Source organism: Neorhizobium sp. DAR64860/K0K1 (assembly GCF_050500205.1).
Taxonomy (GTDB): Bacteria; Pseudomonadota; Alphaproteobacteria; order Rhizobiales; family Rhizobiaceae; genus Neorhizobium; species Neorhizobium soli.
On record NZ_CP191459.1, the window covers coordinates 648,936 to 672,724 of the forward strand.

25 protein-coding genes and 3 pseudogenes are annotated in these 23,789 nt (G+C 61.9%); 13 read left to right on the forward strand and 15 right to left on the reverse strand.

What is annotated here, in order from left to right:
* Nucleotides 1–176: 176 nt before the first annotated feature.
* The 3 genes and pseudogenes from ACQY1J_RS07635 to ACQY1J_RS07645 all read left to right on the forward strand — a co-directional run.
* Nucleotides 177–1,365 (forward strand): annotated as a pseudogene (locus ACQY1J_RS07635) (sigma-54-dependent transcriptional regulator); the annotation flags it as partial.
* A 182-nt stretch (nt 1,366–1,547) separates the two neighbouring features.
* Nucleotides 1,548–1,760: pseudogene (locus ACQY1J_RS07640) on the forward strand (helix-turn-helix domain-containing protein); the annotation flags it as partial.
* A gap of 195 nt (nt 1,761–1,955) precedes the next feature.
* Complete coding sequence (locus tag ACQY1J_RS07645; RefSeq protein ID WP_180215466.1) at nt 1,956–3,935, forward strand: DUF882 domain-containing protein; 1,980 nt, start codon at nt 1,956–1,958, stop codon at nt 3,933–3,935.
* On the opposite strand, the gene ACQY1J_RS07650 is transcribed toward ACQY1J_RS07645, so the two are convergent.
* From ACQY1J_RS07650 to ACQY1J_RS07665, 4 genes are all read right to left on the reverse strand, one after another.
* Complete coding sequence (locus ACQY1J_RS07650; RefSeq protein WP_430251101.1) at nt 3,919–5,187, reverse strand: flavin monoamine oxidase family protein; 1,269 nt, start codon at nt 5,185–5,187, stop codon at nt 3,919–3,921. The genes ACQY1J_RS07645 and ACQY1J_RS07650 overlap by 17 nt on opposite strands.
* Nucleotides 5,188–5,281: 94 nt before the next feature.
* Nucleotides 5,282–5,554 (reverse strand): DUF2312 domain-containing protein, encoded by a 273-nt coding sequence (locus ACQY1J_RS07655; protein ID WP_062460899.1) that lies wholly within the window; start codon nt 5,552–5,554, stop codon nt 5,282–5,284.
* Nucleotides 5,555–5,651: 97 nt separating this feature from the next.
* Complete coding sequence (locus ACQY1J_RS07660) at nt 5,652–5,960, reverse strand: DUF1244 domain-containing protein (protein ID WP_430251102.1); 309 nt, start codon at nt 5,958–5,960, stop codon at nt 5,652–5,654.
* Nucleotides 5,961–5,983: 23 nt separating this feature from the next.
* The gene (locus ACQY1J_RS07665; RefSeq protein WP_430251103.1) at nt 5,984–6,796 is read right to left on the reverse strand and encodes an N-formylglutamate amidohydrolase; all 813 of its coding nucleotides are present in this window, start codon (nt 6,794–6,796) and stop codon (nt 5,984–5,986) included.
* 275 nt (nt 6,797–7,071) lie between these two features.
* Between ACQY1J_RS07665 and ACQY1J_RS07670 the strand changes: the two are divergent.
* Both ACQY1J_RS07670 and pyk read left to right on the forward strand, forming a co-directional pair.
* A pseudogene (locus tag ACQY1J_RS07670) lies at nt 7,072–7,446 on the forward strand (DUF1036 domain-containing protein); the annotation flags it as partial.
* Nucleotides 7,446–8,885, forward strand: a complete 1,440-nt coding sequence (pyk, locus tag ACQY1J_RS07675; RefSeq protein WP_062460890.1) for a pyruvate kinase — start codon at nt 7,446–7,448, stop codon at nt 8,883–8,885. The pseudogene ACQY1J_RS07670 and the gene pyk, both read left to right, overlap by 1 nt.
* A gap of 62 nt (nt 8,886–8,947) precedes the next feature.
* Here pyk and ACQY1J_RS07680 read toward each other — a convergent pair whose 3' ends face one another.
* The 6 genes from ACQY1J_RS07680 to ACQY1J_RS07705 all read right to left on the reverse strand — a co-directional run bounded on the left by ACQY1J_RS07680 (nt 8,948) and on the right by ACQY1J_RS07705 (nt 12,818).
* Nucleotides 8,948–9,985 (reverse strand): alpha/beta hydrolase, encoded by a 1,038-nt coding sequence (locus ACQY1J_RS07680; protein ID WP_325263105.1) that lies wholly within the window; start codon nt 9,983–9,985, stop codon nt 8,948–8,950.
* A 9-nt stretch (nt 9,986–9,994) separates the two neighbouring features.
* Nucleotides 9,995–10,636, reverse strand: a complete 642-nt coding sequence (locus ACQY1J_RS07685; protein WP_430251104.1) for a tetratricopeptide repeat protein — start codon at nt 10,634–10,636, stop codon at nt 9,995–9,997.
* 107 nt (nt 10,637–10,743) lie between these two features.
* Nucleotides 10,744–10,869 carry a type B 50S ribosomal protein L36 gene (gene ykgO / locus ACQY1J_RS07690; protein WP_003497670.1) on the reverse strand — a complete coding sequence of 42 codons (126 nt, stop codon included), beginning with the start codon at nt 10,867–10,869 and terminating at the stop codon, nt 10,744–10,746.
* Nucleotides 10,870–11,013: 144 nt separating this feature from the next.
* Nucleotides 11,014–12,087 (reverse strand): 5-(carboxyamino)imidazole ribonucleotide synthase, encoded by a 1,074-nt coding sequence (locus ACQY1J_RS07695; protein WP_092659853.1) that lies wholly within the window; start codon nt 12,085–12,087, stop codon nt 11,014–11,016.
* Between the two features lie 8 nt (nt 12,088–12,095).
* Nucleotides 12,096–12,593, reverse strand: a complete 498-nt coding sequence (gene purE / locus ACQY1J_RS07700; RefSeq protein ID WP_062582383.1) for a 5-(carboxyamino)imidazole ribonucleotide mutase — start codon at nt 12,591–12,593, stop codon at nt 12,096–12,098.
* 21 nt (nt 12,594–12,614) lie between these two features.
* On the reverse strand, nt 12,615–12,818 hold the full coding sequence (locus ACQY1J_RS07705; RefSeq protein WP_062461867.1) for a YdcH family protein: 204 nt from the start codon (nt 12,816–12,818) through the stop codon (nt 12,615–12,617).
* 229 nt (nt 12,819–13,047) lie between these two features.
* Between ACQY1J_RS07705 and ACQY1J_RS07710 the strand changes: the two genes are divergently transcribed.
* The gene (locus ACQY1J_RS07710) at nt 13,048–13,224 is read left to right on the forward strand and encodes a YdcH family protein (protein WP_082471995.1); all 177 of its coding nucleotides are present in this window, start codon (nt 13,048–13,050) and stop codon (nt 13,222–13,224) included.
* Nucleotides 13,225–13,342: 118 nt separating this feature from the next.
* On the opposite strand, the gene ACQY1J_RS07715 is transcribed toward ACQY1J_RS07710, so the two are convergent.
* Both ACQY1J_RS07715 and ACQY1J_RS07720 read right to left on the reverse strand, forming a co-directional pair.
* Nucleotides 13,343–13,600 carry an ArsR/SmtB family transcription factor gene (locus ACQY1J_RS07715; protein WP_062460875.1) on the reverse strand — a complete coding sequence of 86 codons (258 nt, stop codon included), beginning with the start codon at nt 13,598–13,600 and terminating at the stop codon, nt 13,343–13,345.
* A 107-nt stretch (nt 13,601–13,707) separates the two neighbouring features.
* The gene (locus ACQY1J_RS07720; protein ID WP_113167687.1) at nt 13,708–14,493 is read right to left on the reverse strand and encodes a sulfite exporter TauE/SafE family protein; all 786 of its coding nucleotides are present in this window, start codon (nt 14,491–14,493) and stop codon (nt 13,708–13,710) included.
* 136 nt (nt 14,494–14,629) lie between these two features.
* Between ACQY1J_RS07720 and ACQY1J_RS07725 the strand changes: the two genes are divergently transcribed.
* Nucleotides 14,630–15,283: a thiamine phosphate synthase gene (locus tag ACQY1J_RS07725; protein WP_062460869.1), complete on the forward strand. Its 654-nt coding sequence runs from the start codon at nt 14,630–14,632 to the stop codon at nt 15,281–15,283.
* 8 nt (nt 15,284–15,291) lie between these two features.
* Nucleotides 15,292–16,419, forward strand: coding sequence for a tetratricopeptide repeat protein (locus ACQY1J_RS07730; RefSeq protein ID WP_062461864.1), 1,128 nt, complete (start codon nt 15,292–15,294; stop codon nt 16,417–16,419).
* A gap of 23 nt (nt 16,420–16,442) precedes the next feature.
* On the opposite strand, the gene ACQY1J_RS07735 is transcribed toward ACQY1J_RS07730, so the two are convergent.
* On the reverse strand, nt 16,443–16,799 hold the full coding sequence (locus ACQY1J_RS07735) for a hypothetical protein (RefSeq protein ID WP_062460866.1): 357 nt from the start codon (nt 16,797–16,799) through the stop codon (nt 16,443–16,445).
* A gap of 208 nt (nt 16,800–17,007) precedes the next feature.
* On the opposite strand from ACQY1J_RS07735, the gene ACQY1J_RS07740 reads away from it, so the two are divergent.
* From ACQY1J_RS07740 to ACQY1J_RS07755, 4 genes are all read left to right on the forward strand, one after another.
* Nucleotides 17,008–17,808 carry an inositol monophosphatase family protein gene (locus ACQY1J_RS07740; RefSeq protein WP_062461861.1) on the forward strand — a complete coding sequence of 267 codons (801 nt, stop codon included), beginning with the start codon at nt 17,008–17,010 and terminating at the stop codon, nt 17,806–17,808.
* A gap of 154 nt (nt 17,809–17,962) precedes the next feature.
* On the forward strand, nt 17,963–19,033 hold the full coding sequence (locus ACQY1J_RS07745) for a hypothetical protein (RefSeq protein ID WP_062460863.1): 1,071 nt from the start codon (nt 17,963–17,965) through the stop codon (nt 19,031–19,033).
* Between the two features lie 3 nt (nt 19,034–19,036).
* Nucleotides 19,037–20,068 carry a peptidoglycan -binding protein gene (locus ACQY1J_RS07750; protein WP_062582385.1) on the forward strand — a complete coding sequence of 344 codons (1,032 nt, stop codon included), beginning with the start codon at nt 19,037–19,039 and terminating at the stop codon, nt 20,066–20,068.
* 1 nt (nt 20,069) lies between these two features.
* Complete coding sequence (locus ACQY1J_RS07755; protein WP_062460856.1) at nt 20,070–20,291, forward strand: hypothetical protein; 222 nt, start codon at nt 20,070–20,072, stop codon at nt 20,289–20,291.
* Here the strand turns inward: ACQY1J_RS07755 and ACQY1J_RS07760 are convergent, their stop codons facing one another.
* Both ACQY1J_RS07760 and ACQY1J_RS07765 read right to left on the reverse strand, forming a co-directional pair.
* Entirely contained in the window at nt 20,292–21,566 is a 1,275-nt protein-coding gene (locus ACQY1J_RS07760; protein WP_430251105.1) for a glucoamylase family protein, read from the reverse strand.
* The gene (locus tag ACQY1J_RS07765; protein WP_430251106.1) at nt 21,566–23,362 is read right to left on the reverse strand and encodes an ABC transporter transmembrane domain-containing protein; all 1,797 of its coding nucleotides are present in this window, start codon (nt 23,360–23,362) and stop codon (nt 21,566–21,568) included. Before ACQY1J_RS07765 ends, ACQY1J_RS07760 begins: the two co-directional genes overlap by 1 nt.
* A 188-nt stretch (nt 23,363–23,550) precedes the next feature.
* On the opposite strand from ACQY1J_RS07765, the gene rpmE reads away from it, so the two are divergent.
* A complete protein-coding gene (gene rpmE / locus ACQY1J_RS07770) occupies nt 23,551–23,772 on the forward strand; it encodes a 50S ribosomal protein L31 (RefSeq protein WP_062460846.1) in 222 nt (73 codons plus the stop codon).
* Nucleotides 23,773–23,789 lie beyond the last annotated feature (17 nt).

Genomic DNA, 23,789 nt, shown 5'->3' on the forward strand with positions numbered 1-23,789 from the left:
GGAAATTTCTCACGGTTTTCTCCTGTCGACGGCGATCCTGTGCCAGAACCGACTGTTTTCCCCCTCGGCCGTTAAAATGCAAGCTTTTCTCAAAAGGGGATGTTCAAGCCTCTCTGACACAACTTGCAGCATAAGAGCCCATCAAGGGTGCACGATGAACGTTGCAGGAGCCGAGCATGATTGCCCATGTCCTAGTCGTAGATGACGATCCGATCCAGCGCCGCCTCTTGAAGAATGCCGTCGAACGGTTCGGACATGTCGCCCATCTCGCCGAGAACGGCCTCGTTGCTCTCGACTTTCTCCAGAACCTCAGCGGACCGGTCAATGTCATCGTGCTTGACCTGATGATGCCGGAAATGGACGGGCTGAGCTTTCTTTCAACCATCCGCAGCATGGGCATAGATACGCCCGTCATCGTGCAGACCGGCCAGGGCGGCATCGAAACGGTGGTGGAAGCCATGCGCGCCGGTGCCTTCGATTTCGTCGTCAAACCGGTGTCACCGGAGCGGATCGGTGCGTCGATCGGCAATGCCTTGAAGGTTGGCCAGAAGGAAACCAAGTCGCGCACCGGTCGCCGCCGCGCCGGCATCGTCGGCTTCAACGATATCGTTTCGGCAAGCCCGGACATGCTGCGCGTCATCGATCTGGCCCAGCGCGCCGCGCATTCCAACATTCCGGTGGTGCTCGAAGGCGAATCGGGCGTTGGCAAGGAAATGGTGGCCCGCGCCATCCAATCCGCCAGCGACCGCGCAGGAAAGCCGTTCATCACCGTCAATTGCGGTGCCATCCCGCACAATCTTGTCGAGAGCATCCTGTTCGGTCACGAGAAGGGCGCGTTTACCGGCGCCTCCGAGCGTCATACCGGCAAGTTCGTCGAGGCTGATGGCGGCACGCTGTTCCTGGACGAGATCGGTGATCTTCCACTTGAAGTTCAGGTGAAGCTTCTGCGCGCCGTGCAGCAGGGCGAAATCGAGACGGTTGGGGCCGGCAAGGTCCAGAAGGTCAACGTGCGGCTGATTTCGGCGACCAACAAGGACCTGATCGAGGAAGTCCGGGCAGGGCGGTTCCGCGAGGATCTCTATTACCGCCTCAACGTCTTCCCCATCACCATTCCGGCGCTGCGCCGCCGCAAGGAAGACATTCCGCATCTGGTCCGGGTTTTCGCCGAGCGGTTTTCGGTTGAGCAGAAGCTCGAACGCAATGTCGGGATCAGCGCCAGCGCGATGGCACTTCTGACCGCCTACGACTGGCCGGGCAATATCCGCCAGCTGGAAAACGCGATCTTCCGCGCCGTGGTTCTGACCCAGGGCGACAAGCTGACGGACGAAGATTTCCCGCAGATTGCCGCTCAGCTGCCGGAATTCCGCAGCGAAGAATTGGCCGCGACCGGCGCTGCTGTGCAGCCTTCATCGCTCGAGACGGATCCGCGTCCGCGTCTGCGGCACGAGGCCGTTGTCGATGGTGGCTTCCCGATCCCGGTACGGTCCGCCATGCATACCCAGCCGATGCGGCCCGATCCGCGCGCGCTGCTGGCGGCCGCCTATCCGGCTTCCGACAACGTCATCGTCAGCACGGACGACACCGGCGAGGTGCGTAAACTGGCCGACGTGGAAGAAGAGCTGATCCGTTTTGCACTGAAATTTTATCGCGGACAGATGAGCCAGGTGGCACGCAAACTCGGCATCGGGCGCTCGACTCTCTACAGAAAACTCAAGGATTATGGCATCGATCCCGACGATCCGCTGAAGGAAGCGGCCTGAATCGGCGCGAAATCGGGATTTTTATGACGATAATCTTCGCGCAAGCCTCTTCCCCTAACCTTGTCAATCTCTCATTAGCAATTCATTGACTATACGAGAGGTGCTTGTGCTTGTGTGACACATTTGCCATGCTGTCACCGCATTTAGCAGTCAGATGAGACGACGAGGGTAGTTGTCGACAGGACGGGGAACGCTTTGCCGTATTTCAAAGTTCAGAAAACGCCTTCGGGTGTGCGCTCTGACGATGACCGTGCGGCGCGCGTTGGCGCCGGATCTGGTCGTCTTGCAGGGATCAGATCGTCGATCTTCAAGCGGATCGCCAAGCGTTTCGTCGTGGCGTCGACCCTTGCTGCAATCGCATTTACGATTCTTCCAGCTTCGGTGCACGAGGCAGAGGCGGCTGGCGATACCCGCAGCCTGAAGCTCTATTTCGTCCACACCGGCGAGAAGGCCACCATCACCTACAAGCGCAATGGACGATTCGATCCGCGCGGTCTGGCACAGCTCAACCAGTTCCTCCGCGACTGGCGCCAGAACCAGCCGACGAAGATGGATCCGCGCCTGTTCGACCTGGTTTGGGAAGTCTACCAGCGCTCCGGCGCCACCGATTCCATCCACATCGTCTCCGCTTTCCGTTCGCCGACCACAAACGGCATGCTGCGCGGTCGCTCGCGCAAGACCGGCGTCGCGAAGAACAGCCAGCACATGCTCGGCAAGGCGATGGACTTTTACATTCCGGGCGTGAAGCTCTCGACCCTGCGGGCGCTCGCCATGCAGATGCAGGTGGGCGGCGTCGGCTTCTACCCGACTTCCGGTTCCCCTTTCGTGCATCTCGATGTTGGCGGCGTTCGTGCCTGGCCGCGCATGACCCGCAAGGAACTGGTTCAGATCTTCCCGAAGGGCAACACGCTGCATCTTCCGGCTGACGGCAATCCGTTGCCGGGCTACGAGGTCGCTCTCGCCGATTACAAGAAGCGCGTTGGTTCTGATTCGATTGCGATTGCCAGCACAGCCGGCGGCTCGATCCGCGGCGAAGCACCCAAGCGTCGCGGGTTCCTTGCCGCACTGTTTGGCGGCGGTGGTGCCGACGAGGTCGAAGACAACGAAGACATGAAGGCACCAATGGTCGCCAGCCGTGGAGCACCGCGCTCCGCGCCGGCTGCCGACGATGGCGAAGAGGCACCGGTCGCGACTGCACGGGTTGCGCCGACGCCGACTGCACCGACGCCGACTGCACCGACACTCGTTGCTGCTGCTGAGCCGGTCGAGCCGGCGATTGCAGCGCCTGTGCCGCTGTCACGGCCGGCCTTCCGTTCCGATTCCAGCACCGCGGGTCCGGGTGGGCTTGCCACGGCGCTCTATCAGCCGACCCGCAATGCGGCGCAGGACGCGCTTGCCATGCAGACGGCTGCTGCAGCCGATGTGCAGCGGGCTGAAAATTTCGCCGATCTGTCCGGTTACGCCATTCCGGTTCCGACCCTCCTTGGCCCTCGCGGGCTGAAGGGTGATGCGGAAACCAGCGTCTTGACTGCCTCGATAGAGCCGGCGCCATTCGAAAACCTTGGCTCCGTGCCAGTTCCGATCCACCGCCCGGGTGCTCCAGCAGCGCCGCTCGTTGCATCGCGCCCGCAGAGCGATCAGCAGAGCCTCACGCCGGAACTGGTGGCAGCGCTGTCGCGAAGCGTCGAAGCGCCGGTTGTTCCGGCACCGCAGGCGGCGCCAGCAAGAGCGCCAGCCCAGGCGGTCGCCGTGTCGGCACCGGTGCCGATGGCCGCGCCTGCGCAGCGCCAGATGGCGGCTCTTTCGCCCAAGGTGATTCAGCCGTCCACCAAGCAGATGCAGTTCGGCGACGGGTTTGACGCGCCGCGTCCTGCAACGGCGTCGCTGGGTACCATGCCGAGCTACGGCACCGCCAAGAGCGGCCGCGCTGGCAAGCCTGCGACTGCACAGGGGCAGGCCAAAGCTGGCAAGAACGGCTTGACCGGTGACATGGTGGCGAAATGGGCGGTGAACAACAATCGCGCCGAAGGTCAGAACCCGGTTTCGATGAAGGCGCCTCGCGTGGTCAGCCGGACGCTCGATCGTGATTATTCGGCCGGTTACACCAGCAGCGGCTTCAAGCCTGTGAGTGCTGCCGTCGCCATCGATCCCAACCGGTTCAGCGGCCAGGACTGAGTTTCAGGACTTTGGCCGCCACCTGTTTGCCGGCGACGATTGCCCCCTCGACATAGCCCGGGAAAGACGGCGACAGTTCCGACGATGCGAAATGTACCGGCGGCATCCCGGTTGTCAGGGTCGCTTCCGCGTCGTTGGCGTCGAGACTGGTGATCACGTCACTATAGGCGCCGTCGCTCCAGCGGTCGTCGACCCAGTCCCGCATGCGAATGTCCAGACTGTGTCTGGCCTCGTCGCCCAGCGCCTCCGCCAGTTTCTCAATTACGAACGTTTCAAGCTCACGGGCGGGCTTGTCGTGCCACGCCGCCGCCAAAGGTCCGCTAACGAAGACGATCAGTCCGGCGTAACCGTCGCGACTGGCGTCGCAGGCAAACAGGCCTTGCGGATCATTCCACATGGTCATGCCGCTAAGATCCCGGTCTCGCCAGAAGGGTCGCTCAAAGCGGATGTTGAGCTTGATGACCATGCCAGGGCTCCACGCATCCAGTGCTCTTGTCAGATGCGGCGGGAGTGCTGGGGCGTAGGACAGGCGGCGCGCCATGATGGGCGGCACGGCGAGCACGACCTGCGCTGCCGTCATTTTTCCCGTGCCGGTCATCACCGTGACGCCACCACCGGAAATGGCAAGCTCAGTGACAGGCATGCCAAGCCTTAGCCGATCGCCGAGTGTTTCCGCCAGATCGTCGGCCAGCGCATGCATCGTGCCGGCGAGAAACAACTCGAGTTCGGACGTGGTGTTGGTGATGCGTCTGTCGTTTGCCGCGAGATAGGTGAAGGCAATCTCCTGCGGCGCGCGGCACCAGAGGCCGGTCACCATGCGCAGAAACCCCTGCCGTATATCGTCCTCGACCGGCTGTCTCTGCGCCCAGTCGTAAGCCGTCAGCTTTCTCAGCGCCGGATCGGAAAGATCGCTTGCGATCATCGTCTCGCGCAGTGCATCGACGCCGTTCCAGATCGCTTCTGCCCGCCCGCGGGGGACTTCGGGAAGGTATGTGGTGTCGCCCTCGGCATAGGTCTTCACAAAGGTCCTGCCGAACTCTCTTGCCAATGAGACCACTTCCGGCATGTCGCTGCAAAAGAACTGGCCGCCTGCATCGACGGCCGTGCCATCCTCAAAAACCTGCGCCTCGACGCGGCCGCCGACGCGCTCCTGCGCTTCGAGCAGAACAACGTTCACGCCCGCTTTCATCAGCTGCGTTGCAGCAGTCAGACCCGTAAAGCCGGCGCCGACGACGATGACATCATAATCCATGACCGATTCCGAGCGTCTCTGAGGAAGATGCGATGCTTGCGCTCATGAAAAAACCCGCCGTTGCCGGCGGGTTCCTTGTCGTCTTCGAAATTGTTTAAGCTGCGTCCTGTTCGGCCGGGCTTTCGATCATGCCGAGGGCGGCCAAATAGGTATCGAGGATGAGGTCCTCTTCCATCCGCTCCTGATCGTCCTTCTTGCGAAGGGCGATGACCTTTTTCATGATCTTGGTATCGTAGCCCATGCCCTTTGCCTCGCCATAGACATCCTTGATGTCGTCGGCGATGGTCTTCTTCTCTTCTTCCAGTCGCTCGATACGCTCGATAAATGCGCGGAGCTGGTCGCGGGCGACGCCATGAGCATCAGACATCGGGGCCTCCTGATCTTGATCTGTGTTGATTGGCTGTCACCTGCCGAAAAGCGGCGGCAAGGTCAAGGCCCAAATACGCGGGCCTTGTCCGTGGGCGTCAGCCATGGGTCGGCTTGTTGCCCTCGAATGCGGCTTTTTGAGCGCCTGTCGATTCCGACTGGTGCAGATTTTTCCAGTCCTCGTAGGGCATGCCGTAGACGATCTCGCGGGAGGCATCCTTCGTCAGCGCAAGGCCTGCCTCGTCGGCGGCGTCCTTGTACCAGTTGGAGAGGCAGTTGCGGCAGAAACCGGCAAGGTTCATCAGGTCGATGTTCTGAACGTCGGTTCGCTCGCGCAGATGTGACACGAGGCGACGGAAGGCTGCAGCTTCGAGCTCGGTCTGCTGTTCCTTGGAAAGTTCGGTCATCGTGACCTCCTTTGTCTGAACGCTCACGCGGGGTAGGGGCCGGTGCGCGACGGAAAGACTTTGTACTCATGCAATGTGGGGTCGGTGTTGAGCGTCTTGAAGATCGGCGCCAGTCTTTGCGCCCAATCCTCGATGCCTTGCTCGTCGCCGATCAGGTCTTGGCGCACTTCGAGCAGGGTGTGTGGAATGCCGGGGATCATGCAGTGCCGGTACATCGTGTCGCCCTTGAGCGCGCCGTCATAGGGTTCGTTGTCGCCGACGATGATATCGCCGGGAACTCGAAGTTGCTCGATCAGCGGCACCACGACCCGATCGTCGGTATCCCACAGCACGCCCGCATGCCAGGGCCGCGGCGTTTCGCGCCAGAACGGCGTGAAGGAATGCAGCGACAGAACCAGCGGCGCCCGGCCGGATGCGCTGGCTCTCGCGATCGTCTGTTCGATGGCGCGGTGATAGGGCCGGTGGTAGGTGGCAAGCCTGAAATCCCATTCTTCCTGGGTGATCGGGTGATTGCCGGAAACGATGGCTCCGTCAGAGATCTTCATGATCAGCGTCGGGTCGTCTTCGCCGCGGTTCGGATCGATCAGCAGGCGGGAAAAGCAGCCAAGCACGGCGGGCGCGTTCAATATGGCTGCCAACCTGCGGGTCAGTCCCTCGATGCCGATATCGAAGGCGATGTGGCGCCGGAATGCGTCTTCTGGCAGGCCAAGATCGCCGTATCGGGCGGGCAGCCGGTTCATCGCATGATCGGCGAGAAGAACCATTCCACCGTCATAATCGCCGTCTATGATCTCGAAGGGTTTGAAGTCGTCACTGTCCATCGGGGCTTGTACCATTGTTTCGCGCAGCCTGTCCCGGTGATATCTCGGCCGTTTCCTGCCATGGTCGCCGCGGACAAGGCAAGCGGCCCCCGGCGGGCGTTCAGAATATAATCGATTAGATTGCGTTGACTTTCAAACCCTGCCGCGCGAGAAAGTGCATCACGAATAACCATGGAGTCCTGACGGAAACCGTGTCGAAAAAATCCCTTAGAACATATCTTTCCGCCCTGTTTTCTGTGCCTGCCGTGGCATCCGCGCTCTGCGTCAGTGCGCCGCTGTTGATGGCGTCTCCGGCACTTGCGGATTTCCGCGTCTGCAACGGAACCCAGAACCTCGTCGGCGTGGCGATCGGCTACCGTGCCAAGGATGGCTGGAACACCGAAGGCTGGTGGCAGGTACCCGCATCAACCTGCGCGACGCTGATCGAAGGCGAGCTTCAGTCCCGCTATTATTATCTCTATGCCGAGGACGCGGCCCGCGGCGGCCGCTGGACCGGCGGCGTCAACATGTGCGTCGCCGAGAACGAGTTCAAGGTCGTCGGCGTCGACGACTGCTTCACCCGTGGCTTCCAGCGCATGGGTTTCAAGGAATATGACACGGGCCGTCAGGGCAGCTGGATGGTCCAGCTTTCAGACACGTCCGGATCCCAGGAAGGCCAGAATTGATGAGGCGATACCGCAAAGTTAAGATCCTTGCCACACTCGGCCCGGCATCCTCCGACGAGGAGATGATTGCCAAGCTGCACGAGGCAGGCGCGGATCTTTTCCGCATCAACATGAGCCATTCGAGCCATGAGATGATGCGGACGCTGATCGAGCGTATTCGCTCCGTCGAAAAGAAGTCCGGTCGCCCGATCGGCATCCTCGCCGACCTCCAGGGTCCGAAACTGCGCGTCGGCAAGTTTGCCGATACCAAGGTGACGCTGGTCCCAGGCCAGACGTTTACACTCGACAATAACGAGGCTCCCGGCGACGAGAACCGAGTCTTCCTGCCGCATCCCGAAATTCTCGAATCGGTGAAGGTCGGCGATCGCCTGCTGATCGATGACGGCAAGCTGGCGCTGCGGGCCGAAAAGGTTGACGGAACGTCGATCACCTGCACCGTCGTGGCCGGCACCGGCATTTCCGACCGCAAGGGTGTGAGCCTTCCCGATACGCTGCTCGCCGTTGGCGTGCTCACCGACAAGGACCGAGCCGATCTCGATGCCGTGCTTGAGACCGACGATGTCGACTGGGTCGCTTTGTCCTTCGTTCAGCGCCCGGAAGATCTAGCCGAAGTTCGCAAGATTGCCCGCGGCCGCGTCGGCATCATGTCGAAGATCGAAAAGCCGCAGGCACTCGAGCGGATCGACGAGATCATCGATCTCTCCGACGCCGTCATGGTGGCCCGTGGCGATCTTGGCGTCGAAATGCCGATCGAGGCGGTCCCCGGCATCCAGAAGCAGCTGACACGCGCATGTCGCCGCGCCGGCAAGCCGGTCGTGGTCGCGACCCAGATGCTGGAATCGATGATCAGCGCGCCGGTTCCGACCCGCGCCGAAGTTTCCGACGTCTCGATTGCCGTGTTCGAAGGTGCCGATGCGATCATGCTGTCGGCCGAATCGGCGTCCGGTCAGTATCCGGTCGAAGCCGTTTCGATGATGGCGTCGATTGCCCGCAAGGTGGAAGACGATCCGCTTTATCCGAGCATCATCTATGCGCAGCGCGCGACGCCGGAAGCAACCGGTGCCGACGCAATCTCGCTTGCTGCCCGCCAGATTGCAGAGACGCTGCGGCTTGCCGTGATCGTTACCTACACATCGTCGGGCACAACAGGCCTTCGCGCTTCGCGCGAGCGTCCGAACGTTCCGATCCTGGCACTGTCGCCGAGCGTCAAGACCGCGCGTCGACTGTCGATCGGCTGGGGCATGCACTGCGTCGTCACCCACGACGCGACTGACCTCGACGACATGGTCAACAACGCCTGCCGCATCGTCGCCTCCGAAGGCTTCGGCAAGCCAGGCGACCGGATCATTATCTCGGCCGGCGTGCCACTGGGCACACCGGGCGCCACCAACATGCTGCGCATCGCCTATATCGGCGCAGATGGACAGAGTGGGGTGTAAACCCGCTTTCAACAGTGCGAAATATGAAAGGCCGTCGGAGTGATCCGGCGGCCTTTGTCGTTTCAGGTCTTCTCGATCGAGAAATCCATGTCCGGCATGGGCTCGTCGACCACCTGCGCCAGTCGCGCCTCGACCCTGCGGGCAACGGACTGCAGGTCGCGGTGGTGGCCTGCGAGCTTTTCGATCCCGGCTATGGCGAGATCGGTCGCGAGGTAATCCGGCTTGTGGCCGAGGCCGCGGATGACGACCAGTTCGGCACCGGCGACGGCGGCCGTCAGCGCCTTCGCATGGATATCCATCGAGACGATCTTGTCGCTGTCGCCGTTGATTATCAGCGTCGGTGCGGTGATCTCGCTGTAGCGCGGTGCGACCCTGGTGACGTAGTCGTTGAGATTGGCGACGTCGATCGCGTTGTTGCGGAAGTTCTCGGGCCGCAACACCAGTGCGGTGGCGCCGCCGTCCAGATAGCGGTCCGGACGGGGGTTGGGATGGAAGACGGCATGGGTTGCCTTCTCCATCAGCACCAGCCCGGCAGGCAGCGCCAGGAAGCGAGTAAACAGGCGTCCGAGATAAGGGCGGGCTGCGAGATTGTAGTACCAGTCGACGCCGCCCGGCCAGGGATGGGTGGCGGGCGCGAGAAGAAGCAGGCCTGCCGTCTTTTCCGGATGGTAGAGCGCGAAGGATGTGGCGATCGCACCCCCGAAGGAATGGCCGACGATGATCGCCTTCTCGATGCCGTAGCGATCCATGAGGCGAGCGATCGTTTCGGCCTGGCCATCCGGAAAGCCGTTCTCTTCGCCGCCACGCTCGGAATAGCCGTGACCGGGACGGTCGACGAACAGCATTTCGGCGCGCCCTTCTAGCGGTCTGCGGAACGCTGCTTCCTGGTCCTTCAGATTGCCGCTGGCGCCGTGGATGAAGACGATCGGGGGAAGGTCGCCCTCGGCTGGTGCTGCGACATGAAGGGCGTTGATACGGATATCGCCGAGATCGGTGAGTTCACCGTCGTTCGGAAGGTTGGCCTCGATCGCTTTCGCCTTCCAGGCCGTGAAGCCGAAGCCGAATGCGATGAGAGACAAGATAAGAGGTACAATCCCCATGGCGGCCCATCAGGTTCGGTTGCCGGCGATCTTTTCGGATAGCTTGGTCACAGCCTCCTGCGCCTCGCGATCGGCGGGGTAGATGTCGAGATAACGCTCCCACGCATTCAGCGCCTGGCTGTCCCGTCCGGCTTCGGTGAGGATACCGGCAAGACCGGCCAGAGCGCCGAAATGGCGAGGCTCGCGTTTCAGCACTTCGGCAATATCGGCCATCGCCTTGCGCTGGTCGCCCATCGCGTAATGCATTGTGGCGCGGCGGTTCCAGCCTTCGACATAGGCGGGATCGATGAGAGTGACGCGGTCGAGGAAGTCGAGGGCGGCGGCGTTGCGCTTTTCCTTGGCGGCCGTGGCCGCCCAGCCCATCAGAAGATTGACTGTGGGACTGCCCGACTCACCCATGTTCATGGCGATCTGCGTGGCGATTCCGCGCGCCTTTTCCGGATTGCGCTCACGTTTCAGCGCCGCAAATAGCGGGTCGACCCTGGCGTTGAGAGGCTGGCCGGCATTTGGTGCTGCCTGCTGCGGACTTTCCAGCGGCGGAGCGGGAGGCATCGGTTGGGTTGGCGGCATGGGCTGGGGCAGGGTCTGCGCAAAGGCAGGCACCGCAACACACACAGCAAGGATCACGAAGCTTGAACGAAAATAGCGCATGCGGATAAAGTAATCCGCATGCGCCGAAGGTCAAACCCGAAATTTCACGCTACCGACAATTTGATCGTCTCAGGCGTGCCCGGACAACCCGTCGATATCAGCGCAAATCAGCCCTGGCGGGCCTTGAAGCGCGGGTTCTGCTTGTTGATGATGTAAACGCGGCCCTTGCGGCGAACCAGACGGTTATCGCGATGACGAGCCTTCAGCGCCTTGAGCGAGTTCTTGATCTTCATTGTACTGGTCCAGAAGTCTGTGGGCTCAAAGAGCCGCTTGTCTCTATCAATCGAAAGCGTGCCGCCTATCTGTCGACGAGGGGCGCGCTCAGGTTGGCGTGCAGATAACCCGTGGCTGGATGCGTGTCAACCTTGTGACGCACTTTATGACCGGGTTTTCCGCCCCTTCAGCTCCGTGACATGGCCCATTTTTCGGCCCGGACGGGATTCCGTCTTGCCGTAGAGGTGGACCAGCACGTCGGTCCTGGCGAGCCAGCCGGGCACGTCGAGGATGTCGTCACCGATCAGGTTGGTCATCACGCAATCGGAATGACGGCGCGGATCGCCGAGGCTTGCGCCGGCCACCGCGCGGATATGCTGCTCGAACTGCGAGACCACGCAGGCAGCCTCTGTCCAATGGCCGGAATTGTGCACGCGCGGTGCGATCTCGTTGGCAATCAGGGTGCCATCGGCCATCACAAAGAATTCCATGCCGATCACGCCGACATAGTCGAGGGCAGCGAGGAGCTTTTCGGCGGCACTGCGCGCGGTCTGCGCGGTCGTGTCTGGAATGGTCGCGGGCAGGGTGGAGGTATGAAGGATCCCGTTGCGGTGGATGTTCTCGGCCGGATCGTAGCAGGAGACCGTGCCATCCTTGGCGCGCGCGGCGATAATCGAGATTTCGCGCTCGAAGGGCACGAAGCTTTCGAGAACCATCGGCACCGAGCCGAGGTCCGCATAAGCGCCGTCGGCCTTGTCGTCGCTGGAGCGGAACACGCGCTGGCCCTTGCCGTCGTAGCCCATGCGGCGGGTCTTCAAGACACCCTTGCCGCCGAAGTCTGCAAGCGCTGCTTCGAGATCGGACTGGCTGTCGACGGAATGAAACCTTGCGGTCTCGATGCCGCAGCCGTTGAGGAACTGCTTTTCAACAATCCTGTCCTGCGCCACTTCCAGGGCCTTGGCCGGCGGGTAGACTGGAACCGACTGCTGCAGGAACTCGGCTGCCTCGACCGGTACGTTTTCGAATTCGTAGGTCACGACGTCGCAGCGGCTGGCGAGATCGGCCAGCGCCGTCCTGTCGTCGTAGGCCGCCGTGATCTGTTCGTTCGCGACCTGGGCGGCCGGGCAGTCGGCCTGCGGCTCAAGGATGATGATGCGGTAGTTCAGGCGTGCGGCAGCGATCGCCAGCATGCGGCCGAGCTGGCCGCCGCCGATTATGCCGATGGTGCGGATCGTCATGATGTTTCTCAGGGTGCTTCGTCGATGGGATATTCGGCGACCGATGCGGTGTGGTGCGCGCGATAGGCGTCGAGCCGGTCGGCAAGGTCATCGTCGGAAAGGGCAAGCACCGCTGCAGCAAGAAGGGCGGCATTGATCGCGCCGGCTCGGCCGATGGCCAGCGTGCCGACGGGAATTCCGGCCGGCATCTGGACGATCGAGTAGAGGCTGTCGGTGCCGCTCATCGTTTTCGACTGGACGGGCACGCCGAACACCGGAAGCGGCGTCAGGGCCGCTGTCATGCCCGGCAGGTGGGCAGCGCCGCCGGCACCGGCGATGATGACCTTGAAGCCCTCGTCGCGGGCGCTCTTGGCGAATTCGTACATCCGGTCCGGCGTGCGGTGTGCCGAGACGATCCGTGCTTCGTAACCGATGTCGAGCGTATCAAGCGTGTCGGCGGCGTTCTTCATGGTCTCCCAGTCGGACTGGCTGCCCATGATGATGGCGACTGCGGGTCTTTCTGACATTCCAGGCCCTTTAAGGTGAACTCAAGCGATGATGTCGGGAATGATCTGGTCTTCGATCTGGGTCATCCGGTCCTTGATGGCCAGCTTCTTCTTCTTCATGCGCTGGATGCGAAGAGCCTCACAGCCGACCTTGATCATGGCATTGATCGCGGCGTCGTAATCTTCGTGTTCCTGGCGAAGTTTCGCGAGTACCAGCCGGTTATCCGCCTGTTCCTGATCACGCATGCTCAGTCCCCATTCTTTACGCCGGCTTTTTGCAAACCCCGGCTTCATCCGCAAGCTCCTACCATCAAACCGCGTTAACTGGAAGTTAGCCGACGCCACGAATTTGCCGCTGAGAGACCATGATTTCTCCTTCGACAAAGCGGACCAACCGTGTCACACTTCTGTTGCAAACCTGAAGCCTTGGCTCAGAGGAGTGCCAAGGCAGGTACCTAAGGAAGGAACATGCCACATGACCGTCCAGGCGCATATCGCATCGCTTGAAAAGAAGCACGGCGACCTCGAAGAGGAACTCCAGTCCGTTCTCGCATCTCCATCCGCCGACGATCGTGAGATCGCAGAGCTCAAGCGCCGCAAGCTGCGCATCAAAGACGAGGTGGAGCGGTTAAAGACCGACACCCGTCATTAGGCGATCAAAAGCGCCACGCGCCTCACGTACATTCGTGAGAGGGTGCCCACAGCGGCACGATAAATTCCAAGACTAAAAGCAACAGTTCTGGTCGTAACGTCACAGTCGCGGCCAGAATTCACGTCCAGAACTGGTCGAGCCACAGGTTGAGCCGGGTGAAGCCGCTGCCGTTCACGGCATAGATGCGCCGCGTTCCCTCTGGTGTGACAGTCACGAGATCGCTGTCCAGCAGTGCTTTCAGATGCTGCGAGACGGCCGGCCTGCTGATCGGCAGTCCTTGTGCAAGTTCATTCACGGTTTTCGGCGCGCGTCTCAGCTCTTCGAGGAGATGGCGCCGGTTCGGGTCGGCAATGGCTGAAAACGGATCGAGTGTCATAGTTTGAAGCTAAGCATAACTTGACGAAGCAGCAACCGTTTTCGTGTCTCGCGACCGGCGGAAGGCCTTATTGTAATTGGGTTTTTTATGATGTTCGGATGGACCGGTCAGATCGGCAGGCCGTCCCACAGAAGCTTTACGCCGGCAACGAGCGCGAGCGCGTAGGTCATCGGATAGAACACTTCCGACTTCAGATGCTTGACGATCGCGGCACCGAGCATGGTCGAGACCAGGGCTGCCGGCAGCAATGTCGCCGAGATCGTCAGGTTTTCGGCCCCCAATGCGCCGAGAAGGAAATAGGGGATGATCTTGACGGCGTTGACGATGGCGAAGAAGCGGATGCTGGCCCCGGTGTATTTCTTAGGATCCAGCTTCATCGGCAGAACGTAGATCTGGAAGGGCGGGCCGCCGGCATGCGCCACGAAACTGGCATAGCCCGACAGCGCGCCCCAGAACGTGGCGGCCGCCGGACGATGCGGCAGTGCGGCGGCCGGACGGTTCTTAGCCGGGCCGTAGACCTGCCAGAAGTAGCGGAGGGCGAAGAAGATGGTTGCTGCCGCAATGACGATCCGCAATGCGTCGTCGGAGACATAGGCCGATGTTGCCCAGCCGAGCGCGATGCCGATGACGCCGCCCGGCAGGATCATCAGCAGGGTTTTTCTGTCGTTGAAATGGCGCCAGGACCAGAGTGCCACGATATCCATCAGGATCAGGATCGGCAGGAAGATCGCCGCCGCTTTGACCGGGTCGACGGCAAGCGACATCAGCGGCATGCCCATCAGGCCGATCGCGCCGCCAATGCCGCCCTTGGAAAGCCCGACCAGCATCACGGCGGGCACCGCTGCTGCAAAGAAGGCGAGGCTGAGCGTATCGGAGGAAAATATGTCTGGCATGGGCACTTCAGGCTTGCACCGTTGAGGCGGGCAGATGGGATGAGCGGTTGATTGCGCAATCCTTCCGGTCTATCGAATCATTCAAGAGAAAACGAGTGCGGATCGCCGGGTTGCGGTTCGCTGCATGGGAAGAAACATGAAGAAACAGGAAGAGCGTTGCCGTCTGGTGCTGATCGTGCCGCAGGATGCGGATGCGAAAGCGCAGGCGGACCGACTGGAGAAGGCGCTTGCGGGCGGCGATGTCGCCTCGGTGATCCTGCCGCAATACGATGAAGACGATACCGCGTTCCAGGACCGCGCCGAACTCATGGTGCCGATGATCCAGGCTGCGGGTGCCGCAGCGCTGATCGCCGGAGACAGCCGCGTCGCAGGTCGCGTCAAGGCAGATGGCCTGCATATGGCCGGTTCGATGGAAGAGCTGGAAGAAACGATCGAGAAATTCAGCCCGAAGATGATCGTCGGCGCCGGTGGTGCATCCGAGCGTCACACGGCGCTCGAAGTGGGCGAGCGCCGCCCCGACTATATTTTCTTCGGCAAGCTCGATGGCGACATCAAGCCGGAGGCGCATCCGAAGAACGTCGCGCTTGCGGAATGGTGGGCTTCGATGGTGGAAATTCCCTGCATCGCCATGGGCGGCACGGACATTTCCTCGGCGCTCGAGGTTGCCGAAAACGGAGCGGAATTTGTGGCTTTGAGACTGGCTGTCTTCGATCATCCCGAAGGACCGCAGGAAGCAGTTCGACTGGTCAACGCCGATCTGGACGAAAAAGCGCCACGGTTTGAGGCTTGATGGTCTCCATGCCATCGATTCGTCGCGCCTCATCCACCGTCCTGATGCTTGCCGCCAGCCTTTCGGCGTCGGCCGTCTTGCCGCATCCGGCAATTGCGCAGGTGCAGCAACCCGGTGCGGTGGAGCAGGAGGGGCCGACGGCGGCGCAGTCGCGTCAAGTGGTGACGAGACCGGTCGCGCCGGATGCAATGGGCGTCGAACGCGGTGCACAGCCCGATGGCATCGTGCCGTCCGCCGGTGTCGAACTCTATCAGCGCATGGGCGTGACCTTGCCGCCACTGCCGCCGGAGAAGCCCTATACGGGCCCGATCGACGAGGCCTATGGTGCGTTCCAGCGCGGCTTGTACGTCAAGGCGCTCGATGTCGCACTGAAGCGTGCGTCGGCCGGCGACGCGGCGTCGCAGACGCTTGTCGCCGAAATGATGAGCAAGGGGCTCGGCATCAACCGCGACGCAAAGACCGCGGCCTTCTGGTACGGGCAGGCTGCCGAGCGCGGCGATCCTGCCGCCATGTTCCAGTATTCGCTTCTTTTGATGAGCGGCCGTTACGTACCCGCCGACAAAAAGAAGGCCGACGACTATATGCGCAAGGCGGCGGAAGCCGGCAATTCATCGGCGCAGTTCAACTGGGGCCAGATCCTGGTGTCGGACAATCCCGGCGACAAAGGTTTCAAGCTGGCGCTGCCATTCTACGAGCGGGCGGCAAAGCAGGGCGTGGCCGATGCGCAATATGCGGTGGCCCAGCTCTACGTGAACATGAAGGGCGTGCCCGAGGAGAAGAAGGCCGAGGCTCGCCGTTGGCTGGAGCGCGCGGCGAAGGCCGGGTTCGACACGGCGCAGCTCGACATGGGCATCTGGTTCGTCAACGGAGTCGGCGGCGAGCGCAACTACGACAAGGGCTTCGAATGGCTGCGGATTGCGGCCCATCGCGGCAATGTGGTTGCCCAGAACAAGCTGTCGCATCTCTATATCGAGGCGCTGGGCACGCGACCAAACCCGGTCGAGGCCGCCAAGTGGTATGTGCTTTCAAGGCGTGCCGGGTTGCAGGATGCGGCGCTTGAGGATTTCTACCTCGGCATCAACGACGAGCAGCAGCGCCAGGCGATCGACGCGGCGAACCGCTTCCGCCGCCAGTAGTCAACCGCCAGTAGTTCGAGTGGTCAGGCGGTGGCCTTCATCGCCGCCAGCGTGAACAGGGCGTGGCGGATGATAAAGCCGTGGGCAAGCGCCAGGATCAGCAGTGTTACCAGCCAGACGATCAGGTAGATGCCCGGCGAGGCCTTGATACGGCCGCCCATGCGGGGGCCAAGTGCGAACATGGCTGTCACGAAGAGCGCGCAGGCCGGCAGAAGCAGCAGCGCGATCATGGCCGGTGCCGTGCTCGTCGGTGTGCCGGTCAGGGTGAAGTGGATCGGCAACTGGGTATCGGCCGGCAGCGCCGAGATCAGACCCAGCGACAGCATGGTCATCACGCCCACAAGTCCGAGGCTGATGCCGAATGGCAATGCGATCTTCACGGCGATACTCCTAAAATCTCGATAGCCGGCGTTCTGGCAGATCGCAGGCAGGCGGGCAATGTCGCATTTTGTCCGTTCACGCGGGGTTTGTCGGCTTCGACTTGAATTTCCCTTGGTTTTGTGGTCTTGAACCGGCCAATCAAGACAATTCGCCACAGACACGTCCCGGCTGATGCATGTTCGGGACCATACGATCAGGATTTCCCGCATGGCCCGCTCAGCCCTTCTCAACGTCATGGTTCAGGCCGCCCTCAAGGCAGGCAAGTCGCTCTCCAGGGATTTCGGCGAAGTTCAGAACCTGCAGGTTTCGGTCAAGGGACCGGGCGATTTCGTGACCCAGGCGGATCTCAAGGCGGAAAAGATCGTCCATGACGAGCTGATGAAGGCGCGCCCGACCTACGGCTTCCTCGGTGAGGAAAGCCAGGAGGAGAAGGGCACGGACGGCGCTCACCGCTGGATCGTCGATCCGCTCGACGGCACGACCAACTTCCTGCACGGCATTCCGCAGTTCGCGGTGTCGATCGCGCTGGAGCGCAATGGCGAAATCGTCGCCGGCGTGATCTTCAACCCGGGCACCGACGAACTCTATACGGCAGAAAAGGGCGGCGGCGCGTTCTTGAACGACCGTCGCATTCGCGTTGCCGCACGCCGGGTCCTGTCCGATTGCGTGGTTGGTTGCGGCGTGCCGCATCTCGGCCGCGGCGATCACGGCAAGTTCCTGGTCGAACTGCGCCACGTGATGGGCGAAGTGGCGGGCGTTCGTCGCCTTGGCGCTGCGTCGCTTGATCTCGCCTATGTCGCTGCCGGTCGCTTCGACGGTCACTGGGAAATCGGTCTTTCGCCGTGGGACATCGCTGCCGGCCTCGTTCTCATCCGCGAAGCGGGCGGCTTTGTCAGCGACATCAAGGGTTCGACCGATATGTTCGGCACCAAGAGCATTGTTGCCGGCAACGAGCTGATCCAGAAGGCGCTGCTGGAAGTTTCCAATCGTCCGGTTCCGTCGCGCTGATTGCTGATGCGGTGACGGCCGGAGTGCTGCTTGTCATTTGAAATGGCGAGGAAAAAACTTCGGCTTGTCCCGGTCTTTGCACCGTGGCGACACTTCAATTCGTCGCAATTTTGCTCTAGCCTCCGCGCGACGCGACCCAGAGGCGAGGCTTATTATGGCGAATGCGACAGTGGACGATCTGGACGAAACTGAAGCTAACCGCCGCCGTTTTACCGAAAAGCTTTCCAACCCGGCTTCCTTCCTCTGGACGATGCTGATCTTCCTGATCATCGTCGGTTTTGTCTGCTCGATCCTGTACCGCCAGGCCGCACAAGCGTTCCAGACCAATCCGGGTCTGAACGGTCTAATCCTCGGCGTCCTGTTGATCGGTATCGTTCTGGTTTTCCTGCAGGTCATCGGCCTTATTCCGGAAGTGCGCTGGTTTAACTCGTTCCGCGCTGCCGGCACCGTCGACAAGGTGGGCCGCGAGCCGAAACTTCTGGCGCCGATGCGCTCGCTGATCGGTGGTCGCCGCAAGACGGCGCTTTCGACCGCAACCTTGCGCTCCATTCTCGATTCGATCGGCACCCGCCTCGACGAATCTCGGGATACGTCCCGTTACCTGATCGGGCTCCTGGTGTTTCTCGGCCTGCTTGGCACGTTCTGGGGCCTGATCGGCACGATCGGCTCGATCAGCGACGTCATCGGTGCGCTCGATCCGGGCGCCGGCGGCTCCAATGACATTCTGTCGGCGATCAAGACCGGTCTTGCGCAGCCGCTTGCCGGTATGGGCACGGCGTTCTCCTCGTCGCTGCTCGGCCTCTCGGGCTCGCTGATCCTCGGCTTCCTCGATCTCCAGGCAGGACGTGCGCAGAACCGCTTCTATACGGAACTCGAAAACTGGCTGTCATCGGTGACCGATACGGGATCGGACGCGCCGGTTGCGGCGGCAGGGCTTTCAGCTGGTTCCTCCGGCGAATTCAAGACGCTTGCCGACGAGCTGCGCAAGATTGCGGCGGCTCAGGGCAGAACCGGCAGCGGTGATGTCCAGCAGAACGAGAAGTCGCTTGCTGCCATGGCAAACCTTGCCGAAGGCATTCAGGGGCTGGTCAAGAACATGCGCAACGAGCAGCAGATGCTGCGCGACTGGATTGAGGCGCAGCAGGAGGAGTCCAAGGCCCTGCGGCGTACACTGGACCGGCTCTCCGACAAGATCGGTCAGTCCGACAAGATCGGGAGCAAGTAGACCATGGCGCTGGGCAAGAACCGTCGCCGCCAGCACGGCGTGGACTACTGGCCGGGCTTCGTCGACGCGCTGACCACGCTTTTGATGGCGATCATGTTCCTGCTGACGGTGTTCGTGCTGGCGCAGTTTCTGCTCACCCGCGAGATTTCCGGTCGCGACGAGGTTCTGAACCGGCTGAACAGCCAGATCGCGGAACTGACAGAGCTTCTGGCGCTGGAAAAGGGCAACAATCAGGATATCGAAGACCAGCTCGCCAACCTGCAATCGTCGCTGGCGGTTGCTGAAAGCGACCGGTCGCGGCTGCAGCAGCTTCTCAACCAGGGCAGTGGTGCAAGCGACGCGGCCAATTCCCGCGTGACCACTCTGACGGGTGAACTCTCCAACGAGCGGCAGGTCAGCGCCCGGGCGATGAGCCAGATCGAGCTTCTCAACCAGCAGATCGCGGCGCTGCGGGCCCAGATCGCCGCCGTCGAACAGGCACTGCAGGCGTCGGAAACGAAGGACGCCAACTCGCAGGCGCAGATTTCGGATCTTGGTCGTCGCCTCAACGTGGCGCTTGCGGCCCGCGTACAGGAGCTCAATCGCTACCGCTCCGACTTCTTCGGGCGTCTGCGTGAGATTCTCTCCGATCGCGAAAATATCCGCATCGTCGGCGATCGGTTCGTGTTCCAGTCGGAAGTTCTCTTCCCGATCGGCGGCAACGAACTCGATGCGGCCGGTCTCGTGGAGATGGACAAGCTTGCCGCCGCACTTCTCGATCTCGCCAAGGAAATTCCGGCTGAGATCAACTGGGTGCTGCGGGTCGACGGACATACGGACAACGCGCCGCTTTCCGGCACCGGACGCTACCGCGACAACTGGGAGCTTTCGTCTGCGCGCGCGACGTCCGTGGTCAAGTATCTGATCTCGAAGGGCGTGCCGGCCAACCGCCTGGTGGCCGCGGGCTTTGGCGAGTTCCAGCCGATCGCGGCTGGCGATACGCCGGATGCCAGAAACCAGAACCGCCGCATCGAACTGAAGCTTACCGAACGCTGACATGACCTACAGCAAGCCCGATATCGACGCGATCGCCAAGGCGGTGGCAGATACGCCTCGCCGCGACAATACCGCCTACCACGAGGCGATGGCGCAGGCGCGTCGGGCCTTCGAGGAGGCGCAGGCTGCGTTCGGCGAGCAATCGGTGCAGCTGAAGATGAAGACCAAGATCAAGCGCAACGGCGATCATGTCGTCAAATGGACGTTCAAACGCGCAAAGTGATCAGGTGCCGGCGTTTTTGTGCTTAGGCGGAGTGGCCGGATAGCGGAATCCCAGCCGGTCGAGGCCGCGGCGCACTTCCGGAGCGGCCATGAACAGTTTCCACAGCAGACCCGAGCGGTGGTTCTCGATCATCGCGACGATCGGACCCTGGTCGATAGCGATGTAGGTCGATGCGACCCAGCCGGTCTTTGGCGCAAACGCGTCGGCGAAGCCGAAGCGATTGACCAGCCGTCCGTTCTCATAGGCAAGGAGGGCGCGCAAGGCTTCTTCCGCATGGCCGGGCACGAAGGGAAAGCTCGACAGTGCTGCAGACGGTGCAATCGCGCCGAAATCGACCAGCGGCGAATTGGCGGCGTAGCCGGCCTGGGCTTCCGATGCCGTCAGACCCCAGACGCCGGCTGCGGCATATTCCGGCACGGTCAGGCAATAGGCGCGGTTGATCCGTGAATGCGCGACCGCCTGGCGCCAGTAATCGGCGTAGCGATCGGACAGGCCGCGTGGATTGAGCGCACAGAAGGAATATTGCGACAGGAACAGCGGCCCGCCCATGGGTTCGCCCAGCGGCAGCTGTATGCCGAAATATTCCTCGCCGTTCTTCATGGCGCCGTTGCGTGCCCAGCCGCAGTGATAGTTCTGCGGATCGATCGGAAACGTGTCCGAGCCGGCGGCAAAGACATAGGTTGAAAGCGCCTCGTTCCAGCCGGTGATCGGCAGGTTCATCGCCCATTCGTTGATTGGGCTCCAGTGCCAGTAGATCGGGCCGTCGGTCTTGCCGCGGGTGTACCAGGTCCACTCGACCTCGTCGAACAGCCGGGTGATCGCGGTGCGCAGCGATTTTTCGGAAATGGTCTCTGCCGCGAAATATTCCCGGGCGCAGATCAGGCCCTGAAGGAGAAGCGTCGTTTCGACGATGTCGCCCCCATCATCCAGCGCAGAAAACGGAATCATTGCGCTGGTAGCGGGATTGATGAAGTGAGAGAACGCGCCGTGGTAGCGCGGTGCCAGTTCGAGGCTCTCGACAATCGTGGTAATGCGAACCAGCGCCTCGTCGCTGGTGATCCAGCCGCGCTCGCAGGCGACCAGAATTGCCATCAGACCAAAGCCCGTGCCGCTGATCGAGATCGCATCGATGCCGGGTGTGCCGTCGAGAAGGCATTTGTCGTAGGGGAGACCGCTCTGCGCATGAGCACCATCCCAGAAATACCGGAAGGTGCGCTGCTGAACGTCATCGAGCAGACTATCCAGATCTGCGGATATGATGAGGGTCGCGTCCATCAGATCGCGCTGACGGAAGTTTGCTCGAGATCATGGAATTGCAGCCGCGCGAGCTTGGCATAGAGACCGCCAGCCGCCACCAGGCTCTGGTGCGTGCCTTCCTCGACGACGCGACCGTTTTCCAGGACCAGGATCCGGTCAGCTTTCAACACCGTCGCAAGGCGATGGGCGATGACGAGCGTGGTGCGGTTGCGCATGAGACCGTCGAGCGCCTTCTGCACCAGTGTTTCGCTTTCCGCATCGAGCGCCGAGGTGGCTTCGTCGAGCAGCAGGACCGGAGCATCCTTCAGGATGGCGCGGGCGATGGCGATCCGCTGGCGCTGGCCGCCGGACAGGGTGATGCCGCGTTCGCCGGCGAGCGTGTCATAGCCGTTGTCGAGCTTCGCGATGAATTCGTCTGCCTGGGCAGCGATCGCTGCTGCACGCACGGCCTCGCGGGTCGCGTTCGGGACGCCGAAGGCGATGTTGTCGTGGATGGAGGCTGCAAAGATCGTCACGTCCTGCGGTACGATCGCAAGCCGTGAGCGGATGTCTTCAAGGGTCGCATGGCGGAGGTCGACGCCGTCGAGGCGGATCGATCCGGCTGTGGGATCGTAGAAGCGCAGCAGCAGCGAAAAGATCGTGCTCTTGCCGGCACCGGAAGGACCGACGATGGCGACAGTTTCTCCCGGTGCCACATGCAGGGAAAGCGCATTGAGCGTGATGGCGCTGACGCGTGCCGGATAGGCGAACGAGACGCTGTCGAACGCGACATCGCCGCGCGGGGGTGAGGGGAGCGCTTTCGGGTGTTCCGGGTCACGCACGGCGGACACTTCATCCAGCAGTTCGGACAGCCGTTCGGCGGCGCCGCCTGCAGACGACAGTTCGCCCCAGACTTCCGACAGTGTGCCGAGCGAGCTTGCCGCAATCACCGAATAGAGCACGAACTGGCCGAGCGTGCCCGGTGTCATCGTGCCGGCAAGCACGCTCTGGGCGCCGTACCAGAGGACGCCGACGATCGAGCCGAAGATCAGCACGATGCCGAAGCCGGTCAGAAGCGCGCGGGCGCGGATCGACTTGCGGGCGGCCTCAAAGGCATTCTCGACCGTGTCGCTGTAGCGCGAGGTGGCGACAGCCTCGCCGGTGAAGGCTTGAACGGTGCGTGTGGCGCCGATCGTTTCGGCTGCATATGCCGAGGTCGCGGCCAGCATGTCCTGTGCGGCGCGCGACCGGCGGCGCACCGAGCGGCCGAAGCCGACGAGCGGAAAGACGATCAGCGGGATGGCGCCGAGTGCCAGAGCCGAGAGTTTGGGGCTCGTATAGACCATCATGCCCATCGCTCCGAGACAGAGGATGGTGTTGCGCAGGGCCTGCGATGCGGCAGAACCAAAGGCGGACTTGATCTGGGTCGTATCGGCGGTCAGTCGCGAGACGATCTCGCCGGACTGGTTGACGTCGAAGAAGGAAGCGGACAGCCGCGTCACATGCGAAAAGACCTCGCGGCGAAGATCCGCCACCACGCGCTCGCCGATGGTGATGACATAATAGTAGCGCATGCCGCTTGCGATCGCGAGAAGGACCGCCAGAACGAACAGCATGACAAAATAGTTGTTGATGAAATGTCCGTCGGAGGATGCGAATCCATGATCCACCATGCGGCGGACAGCCAGCGGCAGCGCTAGTGTGGTGCAGGCGGCAAGGACGAGGAAAAAAGTCGCGCCGGCAACCATGCCTCGGTAGCGGGAAAGATAGGGGAGCAGTCGGGAAAGCGGCTTGAGACTGCGGTTTTTCTTCTGATTTTCTCGGCTTTCGGCCATGTCGTCTCCATGGCCCCCGGGCAGCGGAATCTCAGCCTTTCGGGGACTTGTACTTGCGGCGCCCTTCCTGTATAGGCTCCGCATCCAATTGGGAAGCCGTGACCGCGCCGGTTTGCGGCTTCATTCATTAAAGACGGTTCTTGCTCGCGCAATGCGACGAATGGACCTCGCAGAGCAGGAATATCGACATGAAGGCTGGCATCCATCCCGACTACCACAAGATCAAGGTCGTCATGACCGACGGTACCGAATACGAGACGTTCTCGACCTGGGGCACCGAAGGCGCCACCATGAACCTCGAAATCGACCCGACGTCGCACCCGGCCTGGACCGGCGGCAACCAGCAGATGCTGGACCGCGGTGGCCGCGTTTCCAAGTTCAACAAGCGTTTCGGCGGTCTCGGCCTCTAATCGCTTTTTGCATTTTG